The 22,147-nt window shown below is 63.3% G+C and carries 25 protein-coding genes and 4 tRNA genes; 19 read left to right on the top strand and 10 right to left on the bottom strand.

Annotated features, from left to right (window positions below):
- Nucleotides 1-2: 2 nt before the first annotated feature.
- The gene (locus KUV81_RS10925; protein ID WP_222543896.1) at nt 3-1,037 is read right to left on the bottom strand and encodes a type IV pilus twitching motility protein PilT; all 1,035 of its coding nucleotides are present in this window, start codon (nt 1,035-1,037) and stop codon (nt 3-5) included.
- Nucleotides 1,038-1,063: 26 nt separating this feature from the next.
- Here KUV81_RS10925 and KUV81_RS10920 point away from each other — a divergent pair, with 26 nt between their 5' ends.
- The 8 genes from KUV81_RS10920 (at nt 1,064) to KUV81_RS10885 (ending at nt 7,671) form a co-directional block, all read left to right on the top strand.
- The gene (locus KUV81_RS10920) at nt 1,064-1,747 is read left to right on the top strand and encodes a YggS family pyridoxal phosphate-dependent enzyme (RefSeq protein ID WP_222543895.1); all 684 of its coding nucleotides are present in this window, start codon (nt 1,064-1,066) and stop codon (nt 1,745-1,747) included.
- A 5-nt stretch (nt 1,748-1,752) separates the two neighbouring features.
- A complete protein-coding gene (gene proC / locus KUV81_RS10915; RefSeq protein WP_222543894.1) occupies nt 1,753-2,577 on the top strand; it encodes a pyrroline-5-carboxylate reductase in 825 nt (274 codons plus the stop codon).
- 18 nt (nt 2,578-2,595) lie between these two features.
- Nucleotides 2,596-3,144, top strand: a complete 549-nt coding sequence (locus KUV81_RS10910; protein ID WP_222543893.1) for a YggT family protein — start codon at nt 2,596-2,598, stop codon at nt 3,142-3,144.
- Nucleotides 3,145-3,147: 3 nt separating this feature from the next.
- Nucleotides 3,148-3,438 carry a DUF167 family protein YggU gene (gene yggU / locus KUV81_RS10905; protein WP_315900072.1) on the top strand — a complete coding sequence of 97 codons (291 nt, stop codon included), beginning with the start codon at nt 3,148-3,150 and terminating at the stop codon, nt 3,436-3,438.
- A 37-nt stretch (nt 3,439-3,475) separates the two neighbouring features.
- A complete protein-coding gene (locus KUV81_RS10900) occupies nt 3,476-3,913 on the top strand; it encodes a DUF4426 domain-containing protein (protein WP_222543892.1) in 438 nt (145 codons plus the stop codon).
- 84 nt (nt 3,914-3,997) lie between these two features.
- Nucleotides 3,998-4,603, top strand: coding sequence for an RdgB/HAM1 family non-canonical purine NTP pyrophosphatase (rdgB, locus tag KUV81_RS10895; RefSeq protein WP_222543891.1), 606 nt, complete (start codon nt 3,998-4,000; stop codon nt 4,601-4,603).
- 1 nt (nt 4,604) lies between these two features.
- Entirely contained in the window at nt 4,605-5,744 is a 1,140-nt protein-coding gene (gene hemW, locus KUV81_RS10890) for a radical SAM family heme chaperone HemW (protein WP_222543890.1), read from the top strand.
- Nucleotides 5,745-5,835: 91 nt separating this feature from the next.
- Nucleotides 5,836-7,671 carry a DUF885 domain-containing protein gene (locus tag KUV81_RS10885; protein ID WP_222543889.1) on the top strand — a complete coding sequence of 612 codons (1,836 nt, stop codon included), beginning with the start codon at nt 5,836-5,838 and terminating at the stop codon, nt 7,669-7,671.
- A gap of 531 nt (nt 7,672-8,202) precedes the next feature.
- On the opposite strand, the gene KUV81_RS10880 is transcribed toward KUV81_RS10885, so the two are convergent.
- The 5 genes from KUV81_RS10880 to trmB all read right to left on the bottom strand — a co-directional run bounded on the left by KUV81_RS10880 (nt 8,203) and on the right by trmB (nt 12,210).
- On the bottom strand, nt 8,203-9,144 hold the full coding sequence (locus tag KUV81_RS10880) for a LysR family transcriptional regulator (protein ID WP_222543888.1): 942 nt from the start codon (nt 9,142-9,144) through the stop codon (nt 8,203-8,205).
- Nucleotides 9,145-9,228: 84 nt separating this feature from the next.
- Nucleotides 9,229-10,041 carry a YggN family protein gene (locus KUV81_RS10875; RefSeq protein WP_222543887.1) on the bottom strand — a complete coding sequence of 271 codons (813 nt, stop codon included), beginning with the start codon at nt 10,039-10,041 and terminating at the stop codon, nt 9,229-9,231.
- A gap of 166 nt (nt 10,042-10,207) precedes the next feature.
- Nucleotides 10,208-11,122, bottom strand: coding sequence for a glutaminase B (glsB, locus tag KUV81_RS10870; RefSeq protein WP_222544242.1), 915 nt, complete (start codon nt 11,120-11,122; stop codon nt 10,208-10,210).
- Nucleotides 11,123-11,131: 9 nt separating this feature from the next.
- Nucleotides 11,132-11,470, bottom strand: a complete 339-nt coding sequence (locus KUV81_RS10865) for a YggL family protein (RefSeq protein WP_222543886.1) — start codon at nt 11,468-11,470, stop codon at nt 11,132-11,134.
- A 23-nt stretch (nt 11,471-11,493) separates the two neighbouring features.
- Entirely contained in the window at nt 11,494-12,210 is a 717-nt protein-coding gene (gene trmB, locus KUV81_RS10860) for a tRNA (guanosine(46)-N7)-methyltransferase TrmB (RefSeq protein WP_222543885.1), read from the bottom strand.
- Between the two features lie 80 nt (nt 12,211-12,290).
- Between trmB and mutY the strand changes: the two genes are divergently transcribed.
- Nucleotides 12,291-13,355, top strand: a complete 1,065-nt coding sequence (mutY, locus tag KUV81_RS10855) for an A/G-specific adenine glycosylase (RefSeq protein WP_222543884.1) — start codon at nt 12,291-12,293, stop codon at nt 13,353-13,355.
- Nucleotides 13,356-13,412: 57 nt separating this feature from the next.
- The gene (locus KUV81_RS10850; RefSeq protein WP_222543883.1) at nt 13,413-13,685 is read left to right on the top strand and encodes an oxidative damage protection protein; all 273 of its coding nucleotides are present in this window, start codon (nt 13,413-13,415) and stop codon (nt 13,683-13,685) included.
- A 45-nt stretch (nt 13,686-13,730) separates the two neighbouring features.
- On the opposite strand, the gene KUV81_RS10845 is transcribed toward KUV81_RS10850, so the two are convergent.
- Together KUV81_RS10845 and KUV81_RS10840 are read right to left on the bottom strand one after the other, a co-directional pair.
- A complete protein-coding gene (locus KUV81_RS10845) occupies nt 13,731-14,411 on the bottom strand; it encodes a hypothetical protein (protein WP_222543882.1) in 681 nt (226 codons plus the stop codon).
- Entirely contained in the window at nt 14,411-15,010 is a 600-nt protein-coding gene (locus KUV81_RS10840) for a GDSL-type esterase/lipase family protein (protein WP_222543881.1), read from the bottom strand. Before KUV81_RS10840 ends, KUV81_RS10845 begins: the two co-directional genes overlap by 1 nt.
- Before the next feature lie 215 nt (nt 15,011-15,225).
- Here KUV81_RS10840 and KUV81_RS10835 point away from each other — a divergent pair.
- The 6 genes from KUV81_RS10835 to KUV81_RS10810 all read left to right on the top strand — a co-directional run bounded on the left by KUV81_RS10835 (nt 15,226) and on the right by KUV81_RS10810 (nt 18,237).
- Nucleotides 15,226-15,301, top strand: a tRNA-Phe gene (locus tag KUV81_RS10835).
- Nucleotides 15,302-15,306: 5 nt separating this feature from the next.
- Nucleotides 15,307-15,382: transfer RNA gene (locus KUV81_RS10830), tRNA-Asn, on the top strand.
- Nucleotides 15,383-15,388: 6 nt separating this feature from the next.
- A tRNA-Phe gene (locus KUV81_RS10825) sits at nt 15,389-15,464 on the top strand.
- 761 nt (nt 15,465-16,225) lie between these two features.
- Nucleotides 16,226-16,684, top strand: coding sequence for a GNAT family N-acetyltransferase (locus KUV81_RS10820; protein ID WP_222543880.1), 459 nt, complete (start codon nt 16,226-16,228; stop codon nt 16,682-16,684).
- 115 nt (nt 16,685-16,799) lie between these two features.
- Nucleotides 16,800-16,875, top strand: a tRNA-Phe gene (locus KUV81_RS10815).
- Nucleotides 16,876-17,505: 630 nt separating this feature from the next.
- The gene (locus tag KUV81_RS10810) at nt 17,506-18,237 is read left to right on the top strand and encodes a nitroreductase family protein (RefSeq protein WP_222543879.1); all 732 of its coding nucleotides are present in this window, start codon (nt 17,506-17,508) and stop codon (nt 18,235-18,237) included.
- Nucleotides 18,238-18,240: 3 nt separating this feature from the next.
- Here KUV81_RS10810 and KUV81_RS10805 read toward each other — a convergent pair whose 3' ends face one another.
- Entirely contained in the window at nt 18,241-18,723 is a 483-nt protein-coding gene (locus tag KUV81_RS10805) for a prolyl-tRNA synthetase associated domain-containing protein (RefSeq protein WP_261389340.1), read from the bottom strand.
- A 120-nt stretch (nt 18,724-18,843) separates the two neighbouring features.
- Between KUV81_RS10805 and KUV81_RS10800 the strand changes: the two genes are divergently transcribed.
- Complete coding sequence (locus KUV81_RS10800; RefSeq protein ID WP_222543877.1) at nt 18,844-19,473, top strand: glutathione S-transferase family protein; 630 nt, start codon at nt 18,844-18,846, stop codon at nt 19,471-19,473.
- On the opposite strand, the gene amrS is transcribed toward KUV81_RS10800, so the two are convergent.
- Nucleotides 19,470-20,561: an AmmeMemoRadiSam system radical SAM enzyme gene (amrS, locus tag KUV81_RS10795; RefSeq protein ID WP_222543876.1), complete on the bottom strand. Its 1,092-nt coding sequence runs from the start codon at nt 20,559-20,561 to the stop codon at nt 19,470-19,472. The genes KUV81_RS10800 and amrS overlap by 4 nt on opposite strands.
- A 65-nt stretch (nt 20,562-20,626) precedes the next feature.
- Here amrS and amrB point away from each other — a divergent pair, with 65 nt between their 5' ends.
- A complete protein-coding gene (gene amrB, locus KUV81_RS10790; RefSeq protein ID WP_222543875.1) occupies nt 20,627-21,436 on the top strand; it encodes an AmmeMemoRadiSam system protein B in 810 nt (269 codons plus the stop codon).
- Nucleotides 21,414-21,983 carry an AmmeMemoRadiSam system protein A gene (gene amrA, locus KUV81_RS10785; protein WP_222543874.1) on the top strand — a complete coding sequence of 190 codons (570 nt, stop codon included), beginning with the start codon at nt 21,414-21,416 and terminating at the stop codon, nt 21,981-21,983. Before amrB ends, amrA begins: the two co-directional genes overlap by 23 nt.
- Nucleotides 21,984-22,147: the final 164 nt, after the last annotated feature.

The following is a 22,147-nucleotide window of genomic DNA, read 5'->3' as shown; positions in this document are numbered from 1 at the left end:
TCCTAGATGGCCGATTTGTTCGCGGTTTTGCTCAGGGCGTCTGCGCGGGTGATCAGTCCCTGATTCACCAAGTTGGTCAGGCTCTGCTCCATGGTCTGCATGCCATGGGCCATGCCGGTCTGGATGGCGGAGTACATCTGCGCCACCTTGTCTTCACGGATGAGGTTTCGAATGGCCGGGGTGCCGATCATGATCTCGTGGGCCGCCACCCGGCCCCCCCCCACCTTCTTGATCAGGGTCTGGGAGATCACCGCCTGCAGCGACTCCGACAGCATGGTGCGCACCATGTCCTTCTCACCGGCGGGGAACACGTCCACCACCCGGTCGATGGTCTTGGCCGCCGAGGTGGTGTGCAGGGTGCCGAACACCAGGTGACCGGTCTCCGCCGCGGTCAGGGCCAGGCGGATGGTCTCCAGGTCCCGCATCTCCCCCACCAGGATCACGTCCGGGTCCTCCCGCAGGGCGCTGCGCAGGGCGTTGGAGAAGCTGTGGGTGTCCTTGTGCACCTCCCGCTGGTTGATCAGGCAGTTCTTGTTCTGGTGCACGAATTCGATGGGATCTTCGATGGTCAGGATGTGGTCGTGACGCTGCTCGTTGACGAAGTCCACCATCCCCGCCAGGGTGGTACTCTTACCGGAGCCGGTGGGCCCGGTGACCAGCACCAGCCCCTTGGGGAAGGAGGCGATGTCCTGGAAGATCTCCGGCGCCCCCAGCTCCTCCAGGGTCAGTACCTGGCTGGGAATGGTCCGGAACACCGCCGCGGCGCCGCGGTTCTGGTTGAAGGCGTTGACACGGAAACGGGCCAGGCCGGGCACCTCAAAGGAGAAGTCCACCTCCAGGTGCTCCTCGTACTCCTTGCGCTGGCGATCGTTCATGATGTCGTAGATGAGGGCGTGAACCTGTTTGTGGTCCATCTGGGGCAGGTTGATGCGGCGCACTTCGCCGTCCACCCGAATCATGGGTGCAACCCCGGCGGAAAGGTGCAGATCCGAGGCGTTGTGTTTTACACTAAAGGCCAGTAGTTCAGTAATTTCCATATTATTTCTTTGGCTTCCCCTAAGATATGTCAACCATAGCAGAGCGCCTGTTTGAAGCCCAAGCACGTATTGCGGCGGCGGCGCAAAATTCGGGCCGGTCAGCCCAGGCGATCACCCTGCTGGCGGTGAGCAAGACCAAACCGGCCAGCGACATCCGCGAGGCCTACCTGGCTGGCGCCCGTCATTTCGGTGAAAACTACCTCCAGGAGGGGGTGGAAAAGATCACCGAGCTGGCGGACCTGGCCATCCATTGGCACTTTATCGGCCCGCTTCAGTCCAACAAGACGCGACCGGTGGCGGAGCGATTCGACTGGGTCCACAGCGTGGACCGCCTAAAGATAGCCAGGCGACTGAGCGAGCAGCGCCCTGAAGGCCTGACGCCGCTCAACGTCTGCCTGCAGGTCAACATCTCCGGCGAGGCCAGCAAGTCCGGGGTCCCCCCCGCCGAGCTGGCAGCGCTGGCCCAGGGGGTCAGCGCCCTGCCCGGGCTGACCCTGCGGGGGCTGATGGCGATCCCGGCACCGGAGGCGGATGTAGTCCGCCAGCGCCAGGCCCTGGCGCAGATGAAACAACTCTTTGATGACCTCAAGGTCCAGCACCCCCAGATGGACACCCTGTCGATGGGGATGAGCGGCGATCTCGAGGCGGCGGTGGCCGAGGGCAGCACCATGGTGCGCATCGGTACCGCAATTTTTGGCACTAGGAAGTGAACAGCGTGAATAATGACATCCGCACCGTCGCCTTTATCGGCGCCGGTAACATGAGCCGCAGCATCATCGGCGGCCTGATCCAGAACGGTTACCCCAGCGATCGCATCATCGCCAGCAACCCCAGCACCGGCAAGCTGGAGGCCCTGGCCGAGCAGTTCGGTATCCGCACCACCCAGGACAACCTGGCGGCGGTGGCCGAGGCGGACGTGCTGGTGCTGGCGGTCAAACCTCAGCTGATGGCCGAGGTGTGCGCCCCCATCGCCGAGCTCGACCTGGAGGGCAAACTGGCCATCTCCATCGCCGCCGGGGTGACCTGTGAACGGATGAGCGCCTACCTGGGCGGCCACGCCTCTTTGGTGCGCACCATGCCCAACACCCCCTCCATGCTGGGGTTGGGGATGACCGGTCTCTACGCCGACCCGGTGGTGGGCGAGGCGGATCGCGCCTTCGCCGGCACCCTGATGGGCGCGGTGGGCGAGATCCTCTGGCTGGAGCAGGAGGCGGGCATCGACCAGGTGATCGCCTGCGCCGGCAGCTCCCCGGCTTACTTCTTCCTCTTTATGGAAGCGATGGAGCAGGGCGCGGCGGCTTTGGGGGTTAAACCCGAGGACGCTAGGCTGATGATCGAGCAGGCAGCCATTGGCGCGGCGCAGATGGTCAGGCAGAATCCTCAGTCGAGCCTGGCCGAGCTGCGCGCTCAGGTCACCTCCAAGGGAGGCACCACCCACGAGGCGGTGCTGACTCTGGAACAGCAAGGATTGCGAGATGCGGTAAAAGACGCCATGCAGGCCGCGGTCACGCGGGCCCAAGAGATGGCCAAACAGTTTTAATTTGGGAAACGAGACACCATGAGTGCAACAACCTATCTGGTATCCACCCTGTTCAACCTCTACCTGATGGTGGTGCTGCTGCGCTTCGCCCTGCAGCTGACCCGGGCAGACTTCTACAATCCTTTCAGCCAGTTCGTGGTCAAGGCCACCCACCCCATCCTGGCGCCCATGCGCCGGGTGATCCCCAGTGTGGGCAGCGTGGATCTGGCCACCGTGGTGCTGGCGCTGCTGCTGGGCTGCGGTAAATGGACCGCCCTGCTGGCGATGAACGGCCAGCCGCTCAACCCGGTGGACATCACCCTGCTGGGCAGCCTGACGGTGCTCAAGGAGGCCGGGGTGCTGCTGTTCTGGCTGCTGCTGATCCGCGCCATCCTCAGCTGGGTTTCCCAGGGCTACAACCCCTTCGAGGCGGTGCTGCACCAGCTGACCGAGCCCCTGTTGTCCCCCATCCGCCGCATCATCCCCCCCATGGGTGGGCTGGATCTGTCCATGCTGGTGCTGCTGCTGGGGATGAACTTCATCAACCTGCTGATCGGGGACCTTATCCCCCTCTGGCGCCTGGTCTGAGCCGTGTCCCCGGCCGTGCAGCGCCAGGGCGATGACCTGCTGCTTCAGCTCTATATCCAACCCAAGGCCAGCCGGGATCAGCTGGTTGGCCTGCACGGCGATGAGTTCAAGGTGGCCATCACCGCCCCGCCGGTGGACGGCAAGGCCAACGCCCATCTGGTGAAGTTCCTGGCCAAGCAGTTCCGGGTGGCCAAGGGCCAGGTCACCATATTGAAGGGCGAGCTGGGCCGCCATAAGCAGTTGAGGATCCAAAGCCCCAATGCCATCCCGGATCCCCTGCGCCAACTACTATAGTGATGCTATGGACCACAATTTCTATAAGGAGTCCAAGATGCTGAGGTTAGCCGCAGCTCTGCTGGTCAGCCTGTTGGCTGTCTTCCCCGCCAGCGCCGAACAGATGCAGAAGGTGGGCAAATATGCCATCCACTACGTCTCCTTCGGCAGCACCTTCCTCACCCCGGAGATCGCCAAGAACTACGACATCACCCGCAGCCGCTACGTCGGCCTGGTGAACGTCTCGGTGATCGACACCTCCCAGTCCGGCGACCAGACCCACGCGGTGGAGGTCAAGATCTCCGGCACCGCCCGCAACCTGCTGGGCAGCTCCAAGGCCCTGGACTTCAAAGAGATCCGCGAAGGAAGCGCGATCTACTACATCGCCGAGGTGAGTCACCGCAACGAGGAGACCTTCACCTTCGACATCAACCTGGACAATGGCCAGGATCTCAGCACCGAGTTGCACTTCAAGCAGAAGTTCTACGTCGACTGACCGAGCCTCTGGCTCTATCCATCAGCGGGGCGCTTGGGTAAGATCGGCGCCCCGTTGTCGTACAGCCCCATCACCGGAGTCACCATGTCCACCAAGCAACCCATAGTGCTCGCCACCGGCAATGCCGGCAAGGTCAAAGAGTTTGCCCAGCTGCTGTCACAGACCCCCTTCGAAGTGCTGCCCCAGAGCCAGTTCGAGGTGGCCGAGGCGGTGGAGGATGGCACCACCTTCGTGGAGAACGCCATCATCAAGGCCCGCAACGCCGCCCGGGCCACCGGCCTGCCCGCCATCGCCGACGATTCCGGCATCGAGGTGGACGCCCTGGCCGGTCGCCCCGGGATCTACTCCGCCCGCTTTGCCGGTGAGGGCGCCAGCGCCCGGGACAACTGGGTCAAGCTGCTGGCCGACATGGAGGGCCAAAGCCAGCGCAGCGCCCGCTTCCAGTGCGTGCTGGTGTACCTGCGCCACGGCGAAGATCCCTCGCCGGTGATCGCTCAGGCAAGTTGGGAGGGCAGCATCACCGACGCCCCCCGCGGCGACGAGGGCCACGGTTACGATCCGGTGTTTCGGGTGGCCGGCGACCAGCGCACCGCCGCCGAGCTCAGCGCCGACGAGAAGAACACCCTGAGCCACAGAGGCAAGGCGATGGCCCAGCTGCTCGAGCAGTTCCAGGCCAAGGGGATCCTCTGACGTGACCCTGCCGCCCCTCTCCCTCTACATCCACATCCCCTGGTGTGAGCAGAAGTGCCCCTACTGTGACTTCAACTCCCACGCCCGCAAGGGGGTGATCCCGGAGGCCCAGTACATCGATGCCCTGCTGGCGGATCTGGACCGGGACTGCCACTGGGCCCAAGGGCGGCCCCTGACCAGCCTGTTTATCGGCGGCGGCACTCCGTCGCTCATCTCCCCCGCGGAGATCGCCCGACTGCTCGACGGGGTGGCCAAGCGCCTGCCCCTGGTGGCGGATTGCGAGATCACCATGGAGGCCAACCCCGGCACCCTGGAGGCGGACCGTTTCCGCCCCTACCGCGACGCCGGGGTCAACCGGCTGTCGGTGGGGGTACAGAGCTTCCAGCAGGACAAGCTGCGGATCCTGGGCCGGATCCACGGGGCAGAAGAAGCGCGACGGGCGGCCAAGGAGGCCTGCAAGGCGGGCTTCGAGCGGTTCAACCTCGATCTGATGCACACCCTGCCGGGCCAGAGTGTCAGCGACGCCCTGTACGATCTGGAGCAGGCCATCGAGCTGGCGCCCCCCCACCTGTCCTGGTACCAGCTGACCATCGAGCCCAATACCCAGTTCGCCTCCCAGCCCCCCACGCTGCCGGACGACGATATCCAGTGGGCCATCTTCGAGCAGGGCAAGGCCCGGCTGGAGGCCGCCGGTTACCGCCAGTACGAGATCTCCGCCTGGGCCAAACCCGGTTACCAGTGCCAGCACAACCTCAACTACTGGCGCTTCGGCGACTACCTGGGGATCGGCTGCGGCGCCCACGGCAAGATCACCCTGGCGGACGGCCAGCTGCTGCGCACCACCAAGGTCAAACACCCCCGGGGCTACCTGGAGGCGGGACGGGATCCCATGGCCACCCAGCTGCCGGTGGCGCTGGAGGACCAGGCCCTGGAGTACTACATGAATCGCCTGCGCCTGATGGAGCCCATGCCCCTGGCCGAACTGGCCGAGCGCACCCAGCTGAGCCATGCCCAGGTGGCCAAGCCCCTGGCCTGGGCCGAGCAGCGCAAGCTTATCCGCCGGGATGACCAGCAGATGCAGCTGACCGAGCAGGGTCACCGCTACCTCAACGAGCTGCTGGCGCAGTTTCTGCCGGACTGAGCCGGACGTTAAGATCTTCTAACAGTTTCGCCCTTCAGCACTTGCAACAGCCGTGCAACACTTGCGCCAAATTTCTTGCAAGGAGCGCCAAGTGAAAAAGTACGTGAGCATCATCGCCCTGTCGGTGTCCGCCGCCCTCTCGTTAGGGGCCTGCAGCAGCCCGGCCCCCAGCGCCAGCGTTGACAGCGCGGTGGTCGCGCAGTCCGAATCGGAGAAGGCCAACGCCCTGTTTGAGTCCATCTTTATGGACAACGTCATGGCCTCCCCCATCAGCCAGACCTACCTGGGGATCAAAAAAGATCAGGACAAGTGGGGCGATTACGGCGAGAGCGCCTTTGCAGAGGAGCTGGCCCGAAACCAGCGTCACCTGGCCCAGCTGGAAGCCCTGAACCCCGACGCCCTGGACCCCCAGACCCTCATCAGCTACCGCCTGATGAAGCAGCGCCTGGAGCAGGCGATCGAGGATCACCAGTGGCGCCACTACCGCTACCCCATCAACCAGATGTACGGGGTGCAATCCACCACCGCCTCTTTCCTGATCAACCAGCACCGCATCACCAGCGTCGAGGACGCCAAGGCCTACATCAGCCGTCTCAACGGCATCGAGGGGCGCTTCGACCAGGTGATCGAGGAGCTTAAAATCCGCGAAGCCAAGGGGATCGTGGCCCCCCGCTTCGTCTTCCCCTACGCCATCAGCGACAGCCAGAACATCCTGGCCGGCGCCCCCTTCGAGGCGGGCGAGGACAGCACCCTGCTGGCGGACTTCAAGGCCAAGCTAGCCAGCCTGGAGTTGGAAGAAGCCGAGCGCCAGGCCCTTATCACCGAGGCCGAGGCCGCCCTCAAAGGCCCGGTCGCCAAGGGCTACGGCAAGCTTGTCGTCTTCCTCGAGGGCCAGTACCAGCGCGCCAGCGATGACGCCGGTGCCTGGAAATTCCCCGAGGGCGAGCGCTTCTACAACAACGCCCTGGCCCGCACCACCACCACCGACCTGACCGCCGAACAGATCCACGAGATGGGCCTCAAGGACGTGGCCCGCATCCACGACGAGATGCGCGCCATCATGGTCAAGGTGGGTTTCGAGGGGGACCTGCAGGCGTTCTTCGAGTTCATGCGCACCGACAGCCAGTTCTACCTGGACAACGATGACGCCGGCCGAGCCGCCTACCTGGGCCAGGCCGAGCGCTACATCGGCGACATGAACGAGCGCCTGGACGAGGTGTTCGGGGTCAAACCCAAGGCGCCGCTGGTGGTGAAGAAGGTGGAAGCCTTCCGGGAGAAATCCGCGGGCAAGGCGTTCTACCAGCAGCCCTCCCCCGACGGCAGTCGCCCGGGCTTCTTCTACGCCAACCTCTACGACATGGCCAATATGCCCACCTACCAGCTGGAGGCCCTGGCCTTCCACGAGGGGATCCCCGGCCACCACATGCAGATCGCCATCGCCCAGGAGCTGGAGCAGATGCCCAAGTTCCGCCGCTTCGGGGGCTACACCGCCTACATCGAGGGTTGGGGGCTCTACTCCGAGTACCTGCCCAAGGAGATGGGCTTCTACCAGGACCCCTACAGTGACTTCGGCCGCCTGGCGATGGAGCTGTGGCGCGCCTGCCGCCTGGTTGTGGACACCGGGCTGCACGCCAAGCGCTGGACCCGTGAAGAGGCGATCGACTACCTGGCCAGCAACACCCCCAACCCCGAGGGTGACGTGGTCAAGGCGATTGAGCGCTACATCGTAATGCCCTCCCAGGCCACCGCATACAAAGTGGGGATGATGCGCTTGCTGGAGCTGCGGGCCGACGCCCAGACGCAGTTGGGGGATCAGTTTGATCTGCGGGGGTTCCACGACGTGGTGCTGGCCAACGGTCCGCTGCCGCTGAACGTTTTGGATGAGCAGGTGGCCCTGTGGGTGGAGTCCCAGAAGCTGGCCCTGTAAAGCGAAGAGGGGGCGCCCGCCCCCTGTTGCCAGGGAGCAGACAAAGAAAAAGGAGGACCATGTGGTCCTCCTATTTTTTTGTTTTGTTGGGCGTATTTTTTGTTTTGCCGCGGCCCATCGCCAGCTACCACTCCAAAGCTATTATCTGCTTTTCGTAGGGTACGGAGGGTGATCCTTGCTTTTGAAAAAACGCCCCGGATCCGACCGGGGCACAAAAGTCCAGATGATGGATCCTAACAATCCGTCATAGGCACCGCGCGAGGTGCAATGCCTAGGATCAAACGTCCTGACTTCGTGTACTGCCCGGAGGGGTCATTCCTGACGGTAACCAGTGCCGTTTGATGAGCGCCATTGTAGGGATTAATCCCTTGCTGACAAGGGCATAGAGAACCCAAAGCAACACACATATAACATTTGGCGCTATCCACCGTGCGACCAAAAGCACAAATAATTACTTTAAAATCATACCACTGTGACCATTGTGCGATTTTTTGCACAGTCATTGTTCTTTATCCAGAACAATGATTTCTATCACTCGCGATTATGACCCAGCTGATCCAGGGCCAGGTCCCAGGGGGCGGGGGTGGAAAAGTGGCTGCGGACGAAGTCGATAAAGGCCCTGACCTTGGGGGCCAGGTTCTTGCGCCTGGGGTAGACGGCCTGCAGGGCCAGGGGGTGAGTCAGCTGCCAATCCGGCAGCAGGAGGATAAGTTCGCCCTTTTGCAGCTCCTCCTCCAGCAGGTAGCTGGCCAGGTAGACCACCCCCAGCCCGCGCTTGGCAGCGTCCTTCAGCGCCGGGGCATCGTCCACCCGGTAGTTGCCCTGCACCCGGATCTCACAGGTCTCCTCCCCCTTGGCAAACTCCCACACCCCGTGCTCATACCATTCGCTCTTGTACACCAGGCAGTTGTGCTCGGCGAGGGCCTCCGGGTGATAGGGCACCCCGTTACGGGCCAGGTAGTCCGGCGAGGCCACCAGCACGAAACGGCAGTTCATCAGCGGCCGGGCCACCATGCCCAAGGGCAGCTGCTCAGACATGGTCAGCAGGAGATCCAGCCCCTCGGCCACCACGTCCACCTTGTGATCGAGGAAGCTCACCTCCAGCTCCAGCTCCGGATGCTGGGCCATAAAGGCCGGCAGCAGCGGCATCAGGTGCATGGAGCCAAATGCCTGGGTGATCCCCACCCGAAGCACGCCCCGGATCTCCTGTTGCAGCGCCTGGACTCCGGCCACCGCCTGCTCCAGATCTTTGAGCAAACCCTCGCCATGTTCGTACAACAGCTCGCCGCTCTCGGTGAGGCTTAACGACCTTGTGGTGCGCTGCACCAACTGCACCCCCAGCTGCTGCTCCAGCAGGCTGACGTGGCTGCTGACCTTGGACTTGGAGATCCCAAGCTTCCTGGCCGCGGCGGAAAACCCCTGGGCGCGCACCACGTGGGTAAATATCACTATGGGCTCCAGCAGTTCACGCATTGGGCTCTCCTTACAACCGGTTGTCGACCAACAAAAAAAGCGGCGATGTCTCCATCGCCGCTATTGTAGCCCCTAAGCCCGTATTCAGCGCAACCAGGCCAGATCCGGGTCGCCCTGGACCACCAGGTCGAACTCCGCCATCTGGGGAATGCTGCGCTGCATCTGCTGCTCCAGCTGGTCCAGTGCCATCCACTCCTGGCACAGGGATTCAGCCCGCTCCTCAATTAGGCTGGCCTTGGCCTCCAGCTGGGTCTCAAGCTGCTCCCCCATGCGCTCCATGCGATTGCCGAACGCCTCCATCTTCTGCTCGAAGTCCTCGCCGGTGCCGTTGGCCATGGCATCCCCCAGGGCCATCAGCAGTGAACCCACCGACTGGGCCACCACCTCTTCGATCTGGCTCTCCAGCTCGCTGTCGAGATCCTCGCCCAGCTTGTCCACCGACTGGGCGCCCAGGTGGTAGGTGCCGTCATCGGCGTGCATCCGCTGGGCCACCTTGTCGCGAATGGTGTCCATAATGCGGCTGCCCTGGCCGGGATCCACCCCAATCTCCGCCAGCTCAGTAAAGACCGCATCCAGGGCCTCGCCGGCCAGCAGCAGGCTGTCGTCCACCAGCGCCAGCACCTCAGGCACCTGGCGCTCCATCTCGGCGTGGTAGTCCCGCACCAGCTGGCGCTGCTCGCTGTCCAGCTCCACTTCCTGACCGCGCACCCAGAGCCGGTCGCCGCGGATCCGGTAAAGCTCCTCGTCGCCATCGCTGACCACCAGCTGCTCCGGGGTCAGCGACAGGTCGAAGTTGAGGCTCAAGTCGCACTGGTTGCTGAAGTGGTCCCCCACCTCGACGGCCATGGCCCCGGCGGGCAGCATCAGGGTGAACAGGAGTAGAAGTCGTGAAAACATGGCGATGTCCTTGCTGTGTTTAAGTCTCTGGCTCAGCTATGCCAGAATCGCGCCAGCAGGGAAAAAGCGCAAGTAACAAACATTAGCCGTTGATATTTAAGGACAAAATTTCGAAGGGTAAAAGCCGCCCCCTTGGTGAGAACCACCAAGGGGGTGGTGAAAATCGCTAAAAGATGGAGCGTCCCAACTGCTTGGCCAGGTGTTCGAGCAAGGCGGTGCCCACCAGGGAGTTGCCGCTGGCATCCAGCTCCGGGGACCAGACGCAGAGGCTCATCTCACCGGGGATCACGGCGATGATCCCGCCCCCCACGCCGGACTTGCCCGGCATCCCCACCCGGTAGGCAAACTCGCCGGCCCCGTCGTAGAGCCCGGAAGTAGCCAAAAGGGCGTTGATCTGGCGGGTCTGGCGCTCGGAGACCAGTCGTCGCCCCCCCAGGGTGACCCCCTGGTTGCTGAGGAAGAAGGCGGCCTTGGCCAGATCGGCGCAGCTCATGCGCACCGCACAGTGGGCGAAGTAGGTTCTCAGCACCTCGTCCACGTCGTTGTGGAAGTTGCCGAAGGCCTTCATCAGGTAGGCGATGGCGGCATTGCGGGCCGAGTGTTGATACTCGGAGGCTGCCACCACTTTGTCGGAGAGGATATGGGCATTGCCGGACAGCTCCCGCACCAACTCCAGCATCCGCTGGCGCGGCGCGCTCAGCCGGCTCTGCAGCATGTCGGTGATCACCAGGGCACCGGCGTTGATAAAGGGGTTGCGGGGCACGCCCTTTTCAAACTCCAGCTGCACCAGGGAGTTGAAAGGGTTGCCCGAGGGCTCTTTGCCCACCCGCTGCCACAGCTCCTCCTCCGGGTAGAGCATCATCGCCTGCACCAGGGCAAACACCTTGGAGATGCTCTGAATGGAGAAGGGTTCGTGGCAATCACCGGCGCTGATCACCCCGCCTTCGGCACTGCACACCGCGATGCCCAGCTTGTTGCCGGGCACCCGGGCCAGGGCGGGGATGTAATCGGCCACCTTGCCACTGCCGAGCAGCGGACGAACCTCGTCGAGGGCCGCCTCCAGCAGCGCCTTATCCGGCAACACTCAGGCTCAGCCCCACCAGAGATCGAACAGTTCGGTGACCTTGAGATCCGACACCGGCTGCTTGGCGAAAAACCCCTGGACCGCCTCCCGGTGCGCCTCGGTGCACTTGCCCAACTTCTGAGTGCAGATCAGACCGTCCCAGGCCTTGTGGCCCTCGCCGGAGAAACCCAGCCCATTGGGCTCGATCACCTCGTCGATAAATTGGTCGACGATGGCGTCGATCTGCTCTTCGCTGACCTCGGCGTTGAAGACCCAGCTGACCTCGAAACCCAGTTCCTGGAACTCGTCGGTGCGCAGTTTTTTGCGAATACGGGCGTTGCGTTTGGCGTCAGGCTTAATGGCCATCAGGCACTCCTTAGTTGGCAGAGTCAGTCGATGCGACGGTAGATAAGGTCCCACACCCCGTGGCCCAGTCGATGGCCGCGGGCCTCGAACTTGGTCAGGGGACGGAAATCCGGGCGGGGCACAAAGTGGCCCTCGGTGGCGGTGTTCTCGAAGCCCGGGGCTTCGTTCATCTCCTCCACCATATGTTCGGCGTAGTGCTCCCAGTCGGTGGCCATATGGTAGAGGCCGCCGATTTTCAGTTTCTGGCGCACAGAGGCGATGAACTCCTCCTTGACGATACGGCGCTTGTGGTGGCGCTTCTTGTGCCAGGGGTCCGGGAAGTAGAGCTGCACCCGGTCCAGGCTGGCGTCGGGGATGCAGTCGGCCAGGATCTCCACCGCGTCGTGCTGGAACAGCCGCAGGTTGGTCACCCCCAGCTCCTCGGCGTACATCAGGCAGGCGCCCACGCCCGGACCGTGCACCTCGATGCCGATGAAGTTCTTCTCCGGTTCCGCCTTGGCCATCTCCACCAGGGATTTGCCCATGCCAAAGCCGATCTCCAGCACCACGGGCGCCTCGCGACCGAAGGCCTCGGCCAGGTCCACCATGCCGCCCTCATGGGTCAGTCCCATGGTGGGCCAGAACACCTCCATGGCCCGGGCCTGGCCCTTGGTCATGCGCCCTTCACGTTTGACGTAGGAGCGGATCTTGCGCTTACGCAACTCCTCCACCGTTTCGCTCGGCTTTTGCTCGTCACTCATCTGGATCTTCTCGCTCTGTGCGGTGGGCGCTACACTGGGCGCCCCGAAAAACGCGTGATTGTATTTTAGGTTGCTCATCGATGGAAGCGAACACCGGAAGCTTTGCCGAGCGGATGCTGAACTGGTATCAGCAACACGGCCGCAAGGATCTGCCCTGGCAGCAGGACCGCACTCCCTACCGGGTGTGGCTGTCGGAGATCATGTTGCAGCAGACCCAGGTCGCTACGGTGATCCCCTACTACCTCAAGTTTACCGAGCGCTTCCCCACCCTGCTCGACCTGGCCAACGCCGAGGACGACGAGGTGATGCACCTGTGGACCGGCCTGGGCTACTACGCTCGGGCCCGCAATCTCCTCAAGGCCGCCAGGGTGGTGCGCGATGAGCATGGCGGCCGCTTCCCCACCGAGATAGACCAGGTGATGGCACTGCCGGGTATTGGTCGCTCCACCGCCGGGGCCATCCTCAGCCTCTCCCTGGACCAGCCCCACCCCATTCTCGATGGCAACGTCAAACGGGTACTGGCCCGCCACGGCGCCATCGAGGGCTGGCCCGGCAGCAAGGCGGTGGAAACCCAATTATGGGTTCTGACCCGGGCCCTGACCCCAGACAAAGGCGTTCAGCCCTACAACCAGGCGATGATGGACCTGGGGGCCAGTCACTGCAGTCGCACTAAACCCAACTGCCCGGCCTGTCCGGTCAATGCCGACTGCCGGGCCTTCGCTTTGGGTCGGCAGAGCGACTTCCCCGGCAAGAAGCCAAAAAAGGAGAAGCCGGTTAAAGCCTGCTTTTTACTGCTGCTGCGCCACGGCGGGGAGATCTACCTGGAGAAGCGCCCCGGCGCCGGAATTTGGGGCGGCCTCTGGTGCCCACCCCAGTACAACGGCAAGGATGAGCTGGATGGGGCCCTGATGCCACTGAAGGCGGCCCAGGCCCCCCAGATGTTGCTGCCCTTTCGCCACACCTTCAGCCATTACCACCTGGAGATCCAGCCGGTGCTGGTTGAGCTGGCCCAGCGCCCCGGGCAGGTGGCGGAGCACCCAGGCCAATGGTTCGCCCCCGGGGCAGACAACCGCATCGGTCTGGCCGCCCCCACAGAGCGGCTGCTGGCCGAGCTTGAGGGCAATACCCACACTGCGCCTGCATAGATGGCAAACACCACATCTGGTATAACTGCGCTACCACCTAAGTGAGGATCCCAAACCATGGCACGTACCGTATTCTGCCAATACCTGAATAAAGAGGCCGAGGGCCTGGAGTTTCAGCTGATCCCCGGCGAGCTGGGCAAGCGGGTGTTCGACAACATCTCCAAGGAAGCCTTTGGCCTGTGGCAGAAGAAGCAGACCATGCTGATCAACGAGCACAAGCTCAATATGATGAACGCCGAGCACCGCAAGATGCTGGAGGAGAACATGGTCAAGTTCCTCTTCGAAGGCGAAGAGATCCACATCGAAGGTTACAAGCCGCCGGAGGAGTGAGCCTCTCTAGCGCCCAACGCCCCGCCAATGTGCGGGGCGTTGACGTTAATCAATGGCGAGAAAGGGCCTAGCCATGGGACTGGCCCAAAACCCCTCGCCCAAGACAAAGATATCCACACCGATGGCTGGCGCCCCACCGGACTGGACCGGCACCTCATCGGCAAACTCGATATGGCCCAGCCCCATGCGCTTAAGATCCTGTGGCAGGTAGGTCCAGATCGCTTGCTGGCGCTGGGAGCGAAAAGGCTCCAAGTGGCCCAGGTAGGCAAACAGTGGATCCAGCCCCAGCCGGTCGAACAGCGCTTGCTCTTTGGCCTTGAGCTCCTTCGCCCTGGGGTAATCCCAAAGCTCTGGTTGAGGCAGGGTCGCACTGCCGTGCCAACCGAGCACCGCCCCAGAACTCACCCACACCCGGCTGGCTGCTGGTACTAGATAGTTGGCGCAAGAGGAAGCGCACAGCGACTCCACCACCAACTCCAGTTCGAGATCCCGCACCCAGTGGGCCATCACCATGGCCGCCTCCACGTCACCGCCGCCGCTGGTAATCACCATCCGAGAGATGGACACTTCGCTGCGCTCAGCCAGCATCATCGCCCGGTTTACACTGTCCACTTCTGTAGCGCCATGAAAATAGAGGGTGTCGCCCTCCAGGCGCAGCGTCGCCGGCTCTGGATTGCTAACGCATCCTGCCAGGCAAAGCAGAAACAAGGCGGGCAACATTCGCATCAGTAGGCCCCCGCATCGCGAAGCAGGGCATCCAGCTCCGCCGCCATCACCCGGTAGCCTTCGGCGTTCAGATGGATAGGATCTGACTTGTAGGCGGGGGTGCGCAAAAGCGAGGCCAGCAGGTCGTCTACCAGCAGCAGGCTGTACTCCTCGGCCAACTCCCGGTACAGCGGTGCCGCATCGGAGAACAGCTTCTTCTCCGGCACAGCGATCAGCACCACCTCCACCCCCAGCCCATGGGCTTGCTCAATCATTGCCGCCAGATTGGCCTTGATCTGCGCCGGCGCGCGATTGCGCAGGATGTCGTTGCCCCCCAGAAGCAACAGCATCAGCTCCGGCGAGGCCTCAAGCAGCTCACGGGGCAGGCGCTCCCTTCCCTGGGCCGTCTGCTCGCCGGACACGCCGGCATTGATCACCGTCAGGCCACTGAGACCAGCCAACACTTCCGGGTAGGCCTGGCCTTCGCCGGCCCCGACCCCCTGGGTAAGGCTGTCACCAAAGGCCAGGATCACCCCGTCGCTGGGCAGGGGCATCAGGGCCGGTCCGCCGCAGCCACCGAGCAGCAGCCCGAGCAGCAGGCCGGATAACCACCGTGTCATATTTAGCTCTCCCTTCTCTTTGCCCACTAACATACGGCAATCCGCTACCCTTTTCTTGGTCTGGTGTGGTCAGAGCGGCGAAGGTAGCCGGGGCCGAGTGCTGTTCAGCAATGCAGCCATTTGCGCACAGCTTTTGTGCCCCTGCACATCTTTCAGGCAAACGGCAAAAATCGAGTTGACTTGCCCAGGCAAAATCCGTTTAATAGCGCCCCGTCGCCTCGTTAGCTCAGTTGGTAGAGCAGCGGATTGAAAATCCGCGTGTCCCTGGTTCGACTCCGGGACGAGGCACCATCTATTCCCCCTTAGTTCAGTCGGTAGAACGGCGGACTGTTAATCCGTATGTCGCTGGTTCAAGTCCAGCAGGGGGAGCCACTTTCGGCCTCGTTAGCTCAGTTGGTAGAGCAGCGGATTGAAAATCCGCGTGTCCCTGGTTCGACTCCGGGACGAGGCACCATAGAGATAAGCCCTGAACTTCGGTTCGGGGCTTTTTGGTTTCAAGCCGCAGCGGATTGGCCTATTCAAGATCGGCTCGTGTCCCTGGCTCGACCACAGGACGAGGCACCATCTAAAAAGCCCTGAACTTCGGTTCGGGGCTTTTTTGTATCAATCCGCAGCGGATTGGCCTATTCGAGATCGACGCGTGTCCCTGGCTCGACCGCAGGACGAGGCACCATAGAGATAAGCCCTGAACTCCGGTTCGGGGCTTTTTGGTATTTGGCTAAGCCGTTGTACCAACGGCTTGCCCCTGGTTCGATTGTGGATTCCATCCCTGTCATCCACCCTGCGGGCCGCCGCACGCGGCGTCATGTTCGGCATCCTGCCTCCTATTGCCGGGACGAGGCACCATGGAGATAAGCCCTGACCGAAAGGTCGGGGCTTTTTCGTATTTGGCTAAGTCGTTGTACCAAAGACTTGCCCCTGGTTCGATTGTGGATGCCATCCCTGTCATCCACCCTGTGGGCCGCCGCACGCGGCGTCATGTCCGGCATCCTGCCTCCCATTGCCGGGACGAGGCACCATCTAAAAAGCCCTGAACTTCGGTTCGGGGCTTTTTCGTTTCAATCCGCAGCGGATTGGACTATTCAAGATCGGCGCGTGTCCCCTGGCACCGTCGCGAGCGGAGCCCGGGCAACGCGGCTCTTTGGGTAAATACCAACTACACTGGCTAAAAACGAAGCAAGACGCTTACCAATCTGCCAGAAAATGATCGCTTCTTTGACCATTAGACCCGCCCAAGCGGATGAGGCCGCCACCCTGACCGATCTGGCCATGCGCTCCAAAGCGCTGTGGGGCTACGATCGTCAGTTTATGGCCGCCTGCAGCGAGGAGCTGACCTACGCCAAGGAGGGGTTTGCCCTGGGCACCCACCACGCCACCATCGCCGAGGTGGGTGACGACCTGGCGGGCTTCTCTGTGGTCAAGCACCTGGGCCAACGCCAGTGGGAACTCGATGGCCTCTTTATCGATCCCGACTGGGTGGGACAGGGGATCGGCAAGCGTCTGCTCCAGCACGCCTTGGTGCTGGCCCGCTCCCTAGGTGGTGAAAGGCTTTTGGTGATCAGTGATCCCCACGCCGTGGGCTTCTACCGTCATGCTGGTGCCCAGGAGTTTGGCACCGCCCCCTCAGGAAGCATTGCTGGCCGCCAGCTTCCCCAACTGGTCTTTCCCCTTTAATACCCGCCCGTTCGGCACCGCTGCCGCTGGCCGGCGGAAAATGCAGCAAACGCGATAAGCCCCCTCGGTTTCGGTTGACTCCGGTGGGCAAAGTCCGTTTAATGACGCCCTCGCTGCCTCGTTAGCTCAGTTGGTAGAGCAGCGGATTGAAAATCCGCGTGTCCCTGGTTCGACTCCGGGACGAGGCACCATCTTCGAAAGCCCTGGCCGAAAGGTCAGGGCTTTTTCGTATTAGGCTAAGTCGTTGTACCAACGACTTGCCCCTGGTTCGATTGTGGATGCCATCCCTGTCATCCACCCTTCGGGCCGCCGCACGCGGCGTCATGTCCGGCATCCTGCCTCCCATTGCCGGGACGAGGCACCATCTTCGAAAGCCCTGAACTTCGGTTCGGGGCTTTTTCGTTTCAATCCAAAGCGGATTGGCCTATTCAAGATCGGTGCGTGCCCCTAGGCTCGTCTTCGGGACGAGGCACCACACAAGAGAAAGCCCTGACCGAAAGGTCGGGGCTTTTTCGTATTTGGCTAAGCCGTTGTACCAAAGACTTGCCCCTGGTTCGATTGTGGATGCCATCCCTGTCATCCACCCTGCGGGTCGCCGCAAGCGGCGTCATGTCCGGCTTCCTGCCTCCCATTGCCGGGACGAGGCACCATCTTCGAAAGCCCTGACCGAAAGGTCGGGGCTTTTTGGTTTTTATCTTCAGCGCCTCAGCATCGCCCACCGCCCCTGTCCATTGACCCAGCGCAACAAAGGGCGGGGTTTACCGCGCCATAGGGTCAGAGCCATTAAGCTCTTAACAGGTCGATTCAAAGGGAGTCTTAGGATGGCGCAACAGGAGATGATGCAATTTACCGAGCTGGTGCAGGCCCGACGCGCGGTACGGGTCTTTTTGGCCGAGGGGCCCTTTGACCCTGAAGCGGTTCAGCGCTGCCTGGAGCTGGCCACCCTCTCTCCCAACTCCTCCAATATGCAGCTGTGGGAGTTCTACCGGGTGCAGGACCCCGCCCTGCGTCAGGGGATGATCCCCATCTGCATGAACCAGAACGCGGTGCGCACCGCCAGCGAGTTGGTGGTGGCGGTGATCCGCCCGGACCGCTGGCGCCAGCACGCCCGGGAAAACCTCGAAAACCTGACCGCCGAGAACCGCGACAATCCGCAGCTGCTCGCCAAGATCCGTCGCTACTACCAGGTCCTTATCCCCCTGACCTACTGGCAGGACCCCCTGGGGTTTACCGGCGCACTGCGCAAGGGCCTCTTTGCCCTGCTGGGTCTGTTTCGACCCAGCTACCGGGAGGCCGGGCGGTCGGATATGCAGGCGGTGATGCACAAAAGCACCGCCCTGGCCTGCATGACCTTTATGCTGGCCATGAAAGCGGAAGGTCTGGACACCTGTCCGCTGGAGGGGCTGGACAGCGTCCGAGCCCGCCGGCTCCTCAAGCTGCCCCGGGCCGCGCGCATCACCATGGTGATCGCCTGCGGCCGGGGCGATCCGCAAAAAGGCACCTGGGGAGTGCGCCACCGGGTGCCCCATCAGCGGGTGATCCACCGGCTGTAAGGGCTACAGCTCGGGCACCGTTATCAGGGTGAGGGGCCGCCCCCAGTGGGCCAGCAGCCGTTCGATGCCCTGGGGCGGGATCACCCAGGTGCGGGTATTGTCCAAGGGATGACAGTGCAGCCCCTCGTCGTGCCACAGCGCCTTATCGATCCACAGCTCCACCGCTTTGTCCGGGTCATTGACCAAGGCCAGCAGGGAGACCCGCCCGGGTTTCAAATCCAGGTAACGAGCCAGGCGCTCTGTCGAGGCAAAACCCAGCCGTGACAGGGCCATCTGGCGGGAGAGCGCCTTGAGATCCACCTGCTTATCCGGCGCCGTCACTAGGATGAAGTGGCGGCGACCGTAGTTGTCCCTTAAAAAGAGGTTCTTGGTACGCTGGCCGTCCCTGTCCAGGGCCAGCCGGTCCGCCTCGCTGCAGTCATTGAGCGGCGGATGGTGGTAGTCGTGGTAGCCGATCCCAAGTTCGGCCAGCAGGGTTTCCAGCATCATAGGTTGAGTGGGGAGAGGGTTTGCCCAACCTTACCCTGGCGCCGAAGGCGGCTCAACGCTTTGCGCGGGCAAACCAAGCTGCTAGCTTGAAAGCGGTCAGGTTAAAAGGAGAGGACGATGATCACCCTGTATGGATTTCCCAAGACCCGCGCTTTGAGGATCAGCTGGCTTTTGGAGGAGCTGGGCCTGAGCTGGCAATACCAGCTGGTGGACTTCACCCAGGGGGAGCATCGTGGCGATGACTACCTGGGCCTCAACCCCGCCGGCAAGGTGCCCGCATTAAAGGACGGCGATCTGACCCTGACCGAGTCCGGTGCCATCGCCCTGCACCTGGCGCAAACCCACGGTCAGGGCCGACTGCTGCCCCCACCGGGCAGCACCGAGGCCGGTGTTCATCTGCAGTGGCTGTTCTACATCGTCACCGAACTGGAGCAGCCGCTGTGGACCATGGGCAAGCACCGTTTCGCCCTGCCAAAAGCCCAGCGCCGTGCCGAAGTGCTGGAGACCGCCCGTTGGGAGTTTGCCAAGGCACTCAAGGAGATCGACGACAGGATCCCGGCCAGCGGATTCCTGATGGGAGACCAGTTGACGGTGGCGGACCTCTTCCTGGCCCACACCCTCAACTGGGCGGTCAACTTCGACCAGCCCCTGTACGATAACGCCGACGCCTTTCGTCTGCGCCTGTGCGCCCGCGAGGCCCTGCAACGGGCCCGGGAGCGGGAGGACGCCGCCCAAGCCTCGGCCTAACCCTCCACCCGAACCGGCAGGCGCCGCCGACCCCACTGGCCCGGCCTAGCCTCGAACCTTCCCGGCACCGGGTGGCCGCAGTGACTGCACTGCCCCGCCCCATCGGTGCCGGCCTCCAAGTGCCAAGCCCCCAGCTGGTACCAGTCACGGGCGATAAGCAGGGCACCACAGCCGGGGCACCAGCTGCTGTCCCCTTCGCGGTCGTGAACATTGCCCGTATAGACGTAGTGCAGCCCCACTTCCATGGCGATCCGCCGGGCCCGACTCAGGGTGGCGGCGGGAGTAGGGGCAATATCCAGCATCTTGAAATCCGGGTGAAAGGCGGAGAAGTGCAGGGGCACCTCGGGTCCCAGCTCCTGCCCCACCCACTGGGCCAGTTGCCGCAGCTCCGCATCCGAGTCGTTGAGTCCCGGGATCAGCAAGGTGGTGATCTCAAACCAGACCCGGGTATGCCGCTTAAGGTAGACCAGGGTCTCCAGCACCGGCGCCAGGTGGCCGCCGCAGACCTTGTGGTAGAAGGTCTCGGTAAAGCCCTTAAGGTCGATGTTGGCCGCATCCATGGCGGCAAAGAACAGCTCCCGGGGCTCGGGGTTGATGTAGCCGGCGGTCACCGCCACGCTCTGGATCCCCCGCGCCCGGCACGCCGCCGCCACATCCAGCGCGTACTCCATAAAGATCACCGGATCGTTGTAGGTAAAGGCCACGCTGCGACAGCCCAGCCGCTCGGCGGTGCGGGCCAACTGCTCCGGTGAGGCCACCGAGGCCAGGGTATCCAGCTCCCGGGATTTGCTGATGTCCCAGTTCTGGCAGAACTTGCAGGTGAGGTTGCAGCCGGCGGTGCCGAAGGAGAGCACCGGGGTGCCCGGCAGAAAGTGGTTAAGGGGTTTCTTCTCGATAGGATCGACACAAAAGCCCGAGGAGCGACCATAGCTGGTCAGCACCATCTCGCCCCCCTCGGCCATGCGCACGAAACAGACCCCCCGGTGGCCCTCACGCACCGTACAAAACCTCGGGCACAGGGTGCAGCGCACCCGGCCATCCTCCAGGCGCTGCCAGTAACGGGTGGGCACATGGCTGCCAGTGGTCATTTCGCCTCCCGGGCCGCGCCGTCAGGGGGCAGGCCCTCCTATAATATTAGTGTCGGGGCCCCCTGATGGCCCTGGACTGGAGCGACACCGTGACCCTATCCCCCCGGATACGCCCCGCCGCCGTGGCGGGCTATTTCTATCCCGGGGAAGCCACCGAGCTGGCCCGGGAATTGGATCTGATGCTGAGCGCCGAGGCAGCGCCCCTGCCCCGCCCCCCCAGGGCCCTGATTGTGCCCCACGCCGGCTACCTCTACTCCGGTGCCATCGCCGCCAAGGCCTACCGCACCCTGGCCGATCACCCCTACCGGCGGGTGTTCCTGTTAGGCCCGGCCCACACTCGGCCGGTGGAGGGGATCGCCCGTCCCGACTGGAGCCACTATGCCACCCCCTTGGGTCAGCTGGCCCTGGACAGCGACGCCCTGTCGGCGCTGGATGCCAATCCCTGGGTCAGCCTCGACAATCTGGCCCACGCCAAGGAGCATTGCCTGGAAGTGCAGCTGCCCTTTATCCAGTCCACCCTGGCCGATTGCCCCCTGGTGCCCCTGGTGGTGGGGGACATCCCCGCCGATGCCCTGGCGGATCTGCTGGCGCAGCACCTGGCCAAGCAGGACCTTCTGATCATCAGCACCGATCTCAGCCACTTCCTGACCCTGGAGCAGGCCAGTGACAAGGACAGGCACACCGTCGAGCGCATTCTCCATTTCGCCCAGGACCTGCACGGGGAGGACGCCTGCGGTGCCGCGCCGCTGAACGGCGCCCTGCGCTGGGCCAAGGCCCAGAAGCTGAGCATTCAGCTGCTGGCCAAGGGCAGTTCCGCCGAGGCCAATGGCGATACCGATAGGGTGGTGGGCTATGCCGCTTTCGCCCTCTGTTGATGAGCAGCAGCGCTGGCTGGCCCTGGCCCGGGACAGCATCGCCGAGCGTTGGCAGGGGCCCCGCCCGGCGCCAGAGCTGACCCTGGGCAACCAGGTGGTGGACGCCTTTGTCAGCCTGCACATCGACAGCCGACTGCGTGGCTGCATCGGGGCCACGGACGCCGAACGCCCGCTCAAGGAGCTGATCCCCCGGCTGGCCCGTCGCTGCGCCTTTAACGACCCGCGCTTCCCTGCGCTGGAGGTCGATGAACTGCCCCGCTGTCAGCTGGAGATCACCCTGCTGGGCCCCAAGCGCCCCCTGCCCGCCCAAAGCCGCGCGGCGCTGCTGGCGGCACTGGAGCCGGGCCAGGGCCTGCTGCTGTGCCAGGGGGAGCGCCAGGCGCTGTTCCTGCCCCAGGTGTGGCAGTCTTTGGAGGATAAGGGGCGCTTCCTCGATGCCCTGCTGCACAAAGGAGGTTGGTCAACCTGGCCCGACGGGATGGCCGCGTACACCTTCGACGCCCTGGTGGTGCAGGATGGACTGGGGGGGCCTGAGTCACACCCTTAGGACCAGGCGGTCAGTTTTTCACCGCAGCGCTTGCAATTTGGTCCTGATTCCGTAGAATGCGCGCCTTCAAGTTCGGCCTCACGTATCCGATTCAATCTACGGCTGGGCTTGGCAAGCGGGGTGACGAGCGCCATACGACTTCAGTTCTGGGACCGTCGATGGGC

Origin of the sequence: Ferrimonas balearica, from assembly GCF_019802085.1 — a bacterium.
Classification (GTDB): Bacteria; Pseudomonadota; Gammaproteobacteria; order Enterobacterales; family Shewanellaceae; genus Ferrimonas; species Ferrimonas balearica_B.
The sequence above is the reverse complement of the archived record's forward strand: the minus strand, read 5'-3'. Positions and strand labels throughout refer to the sequence as shown.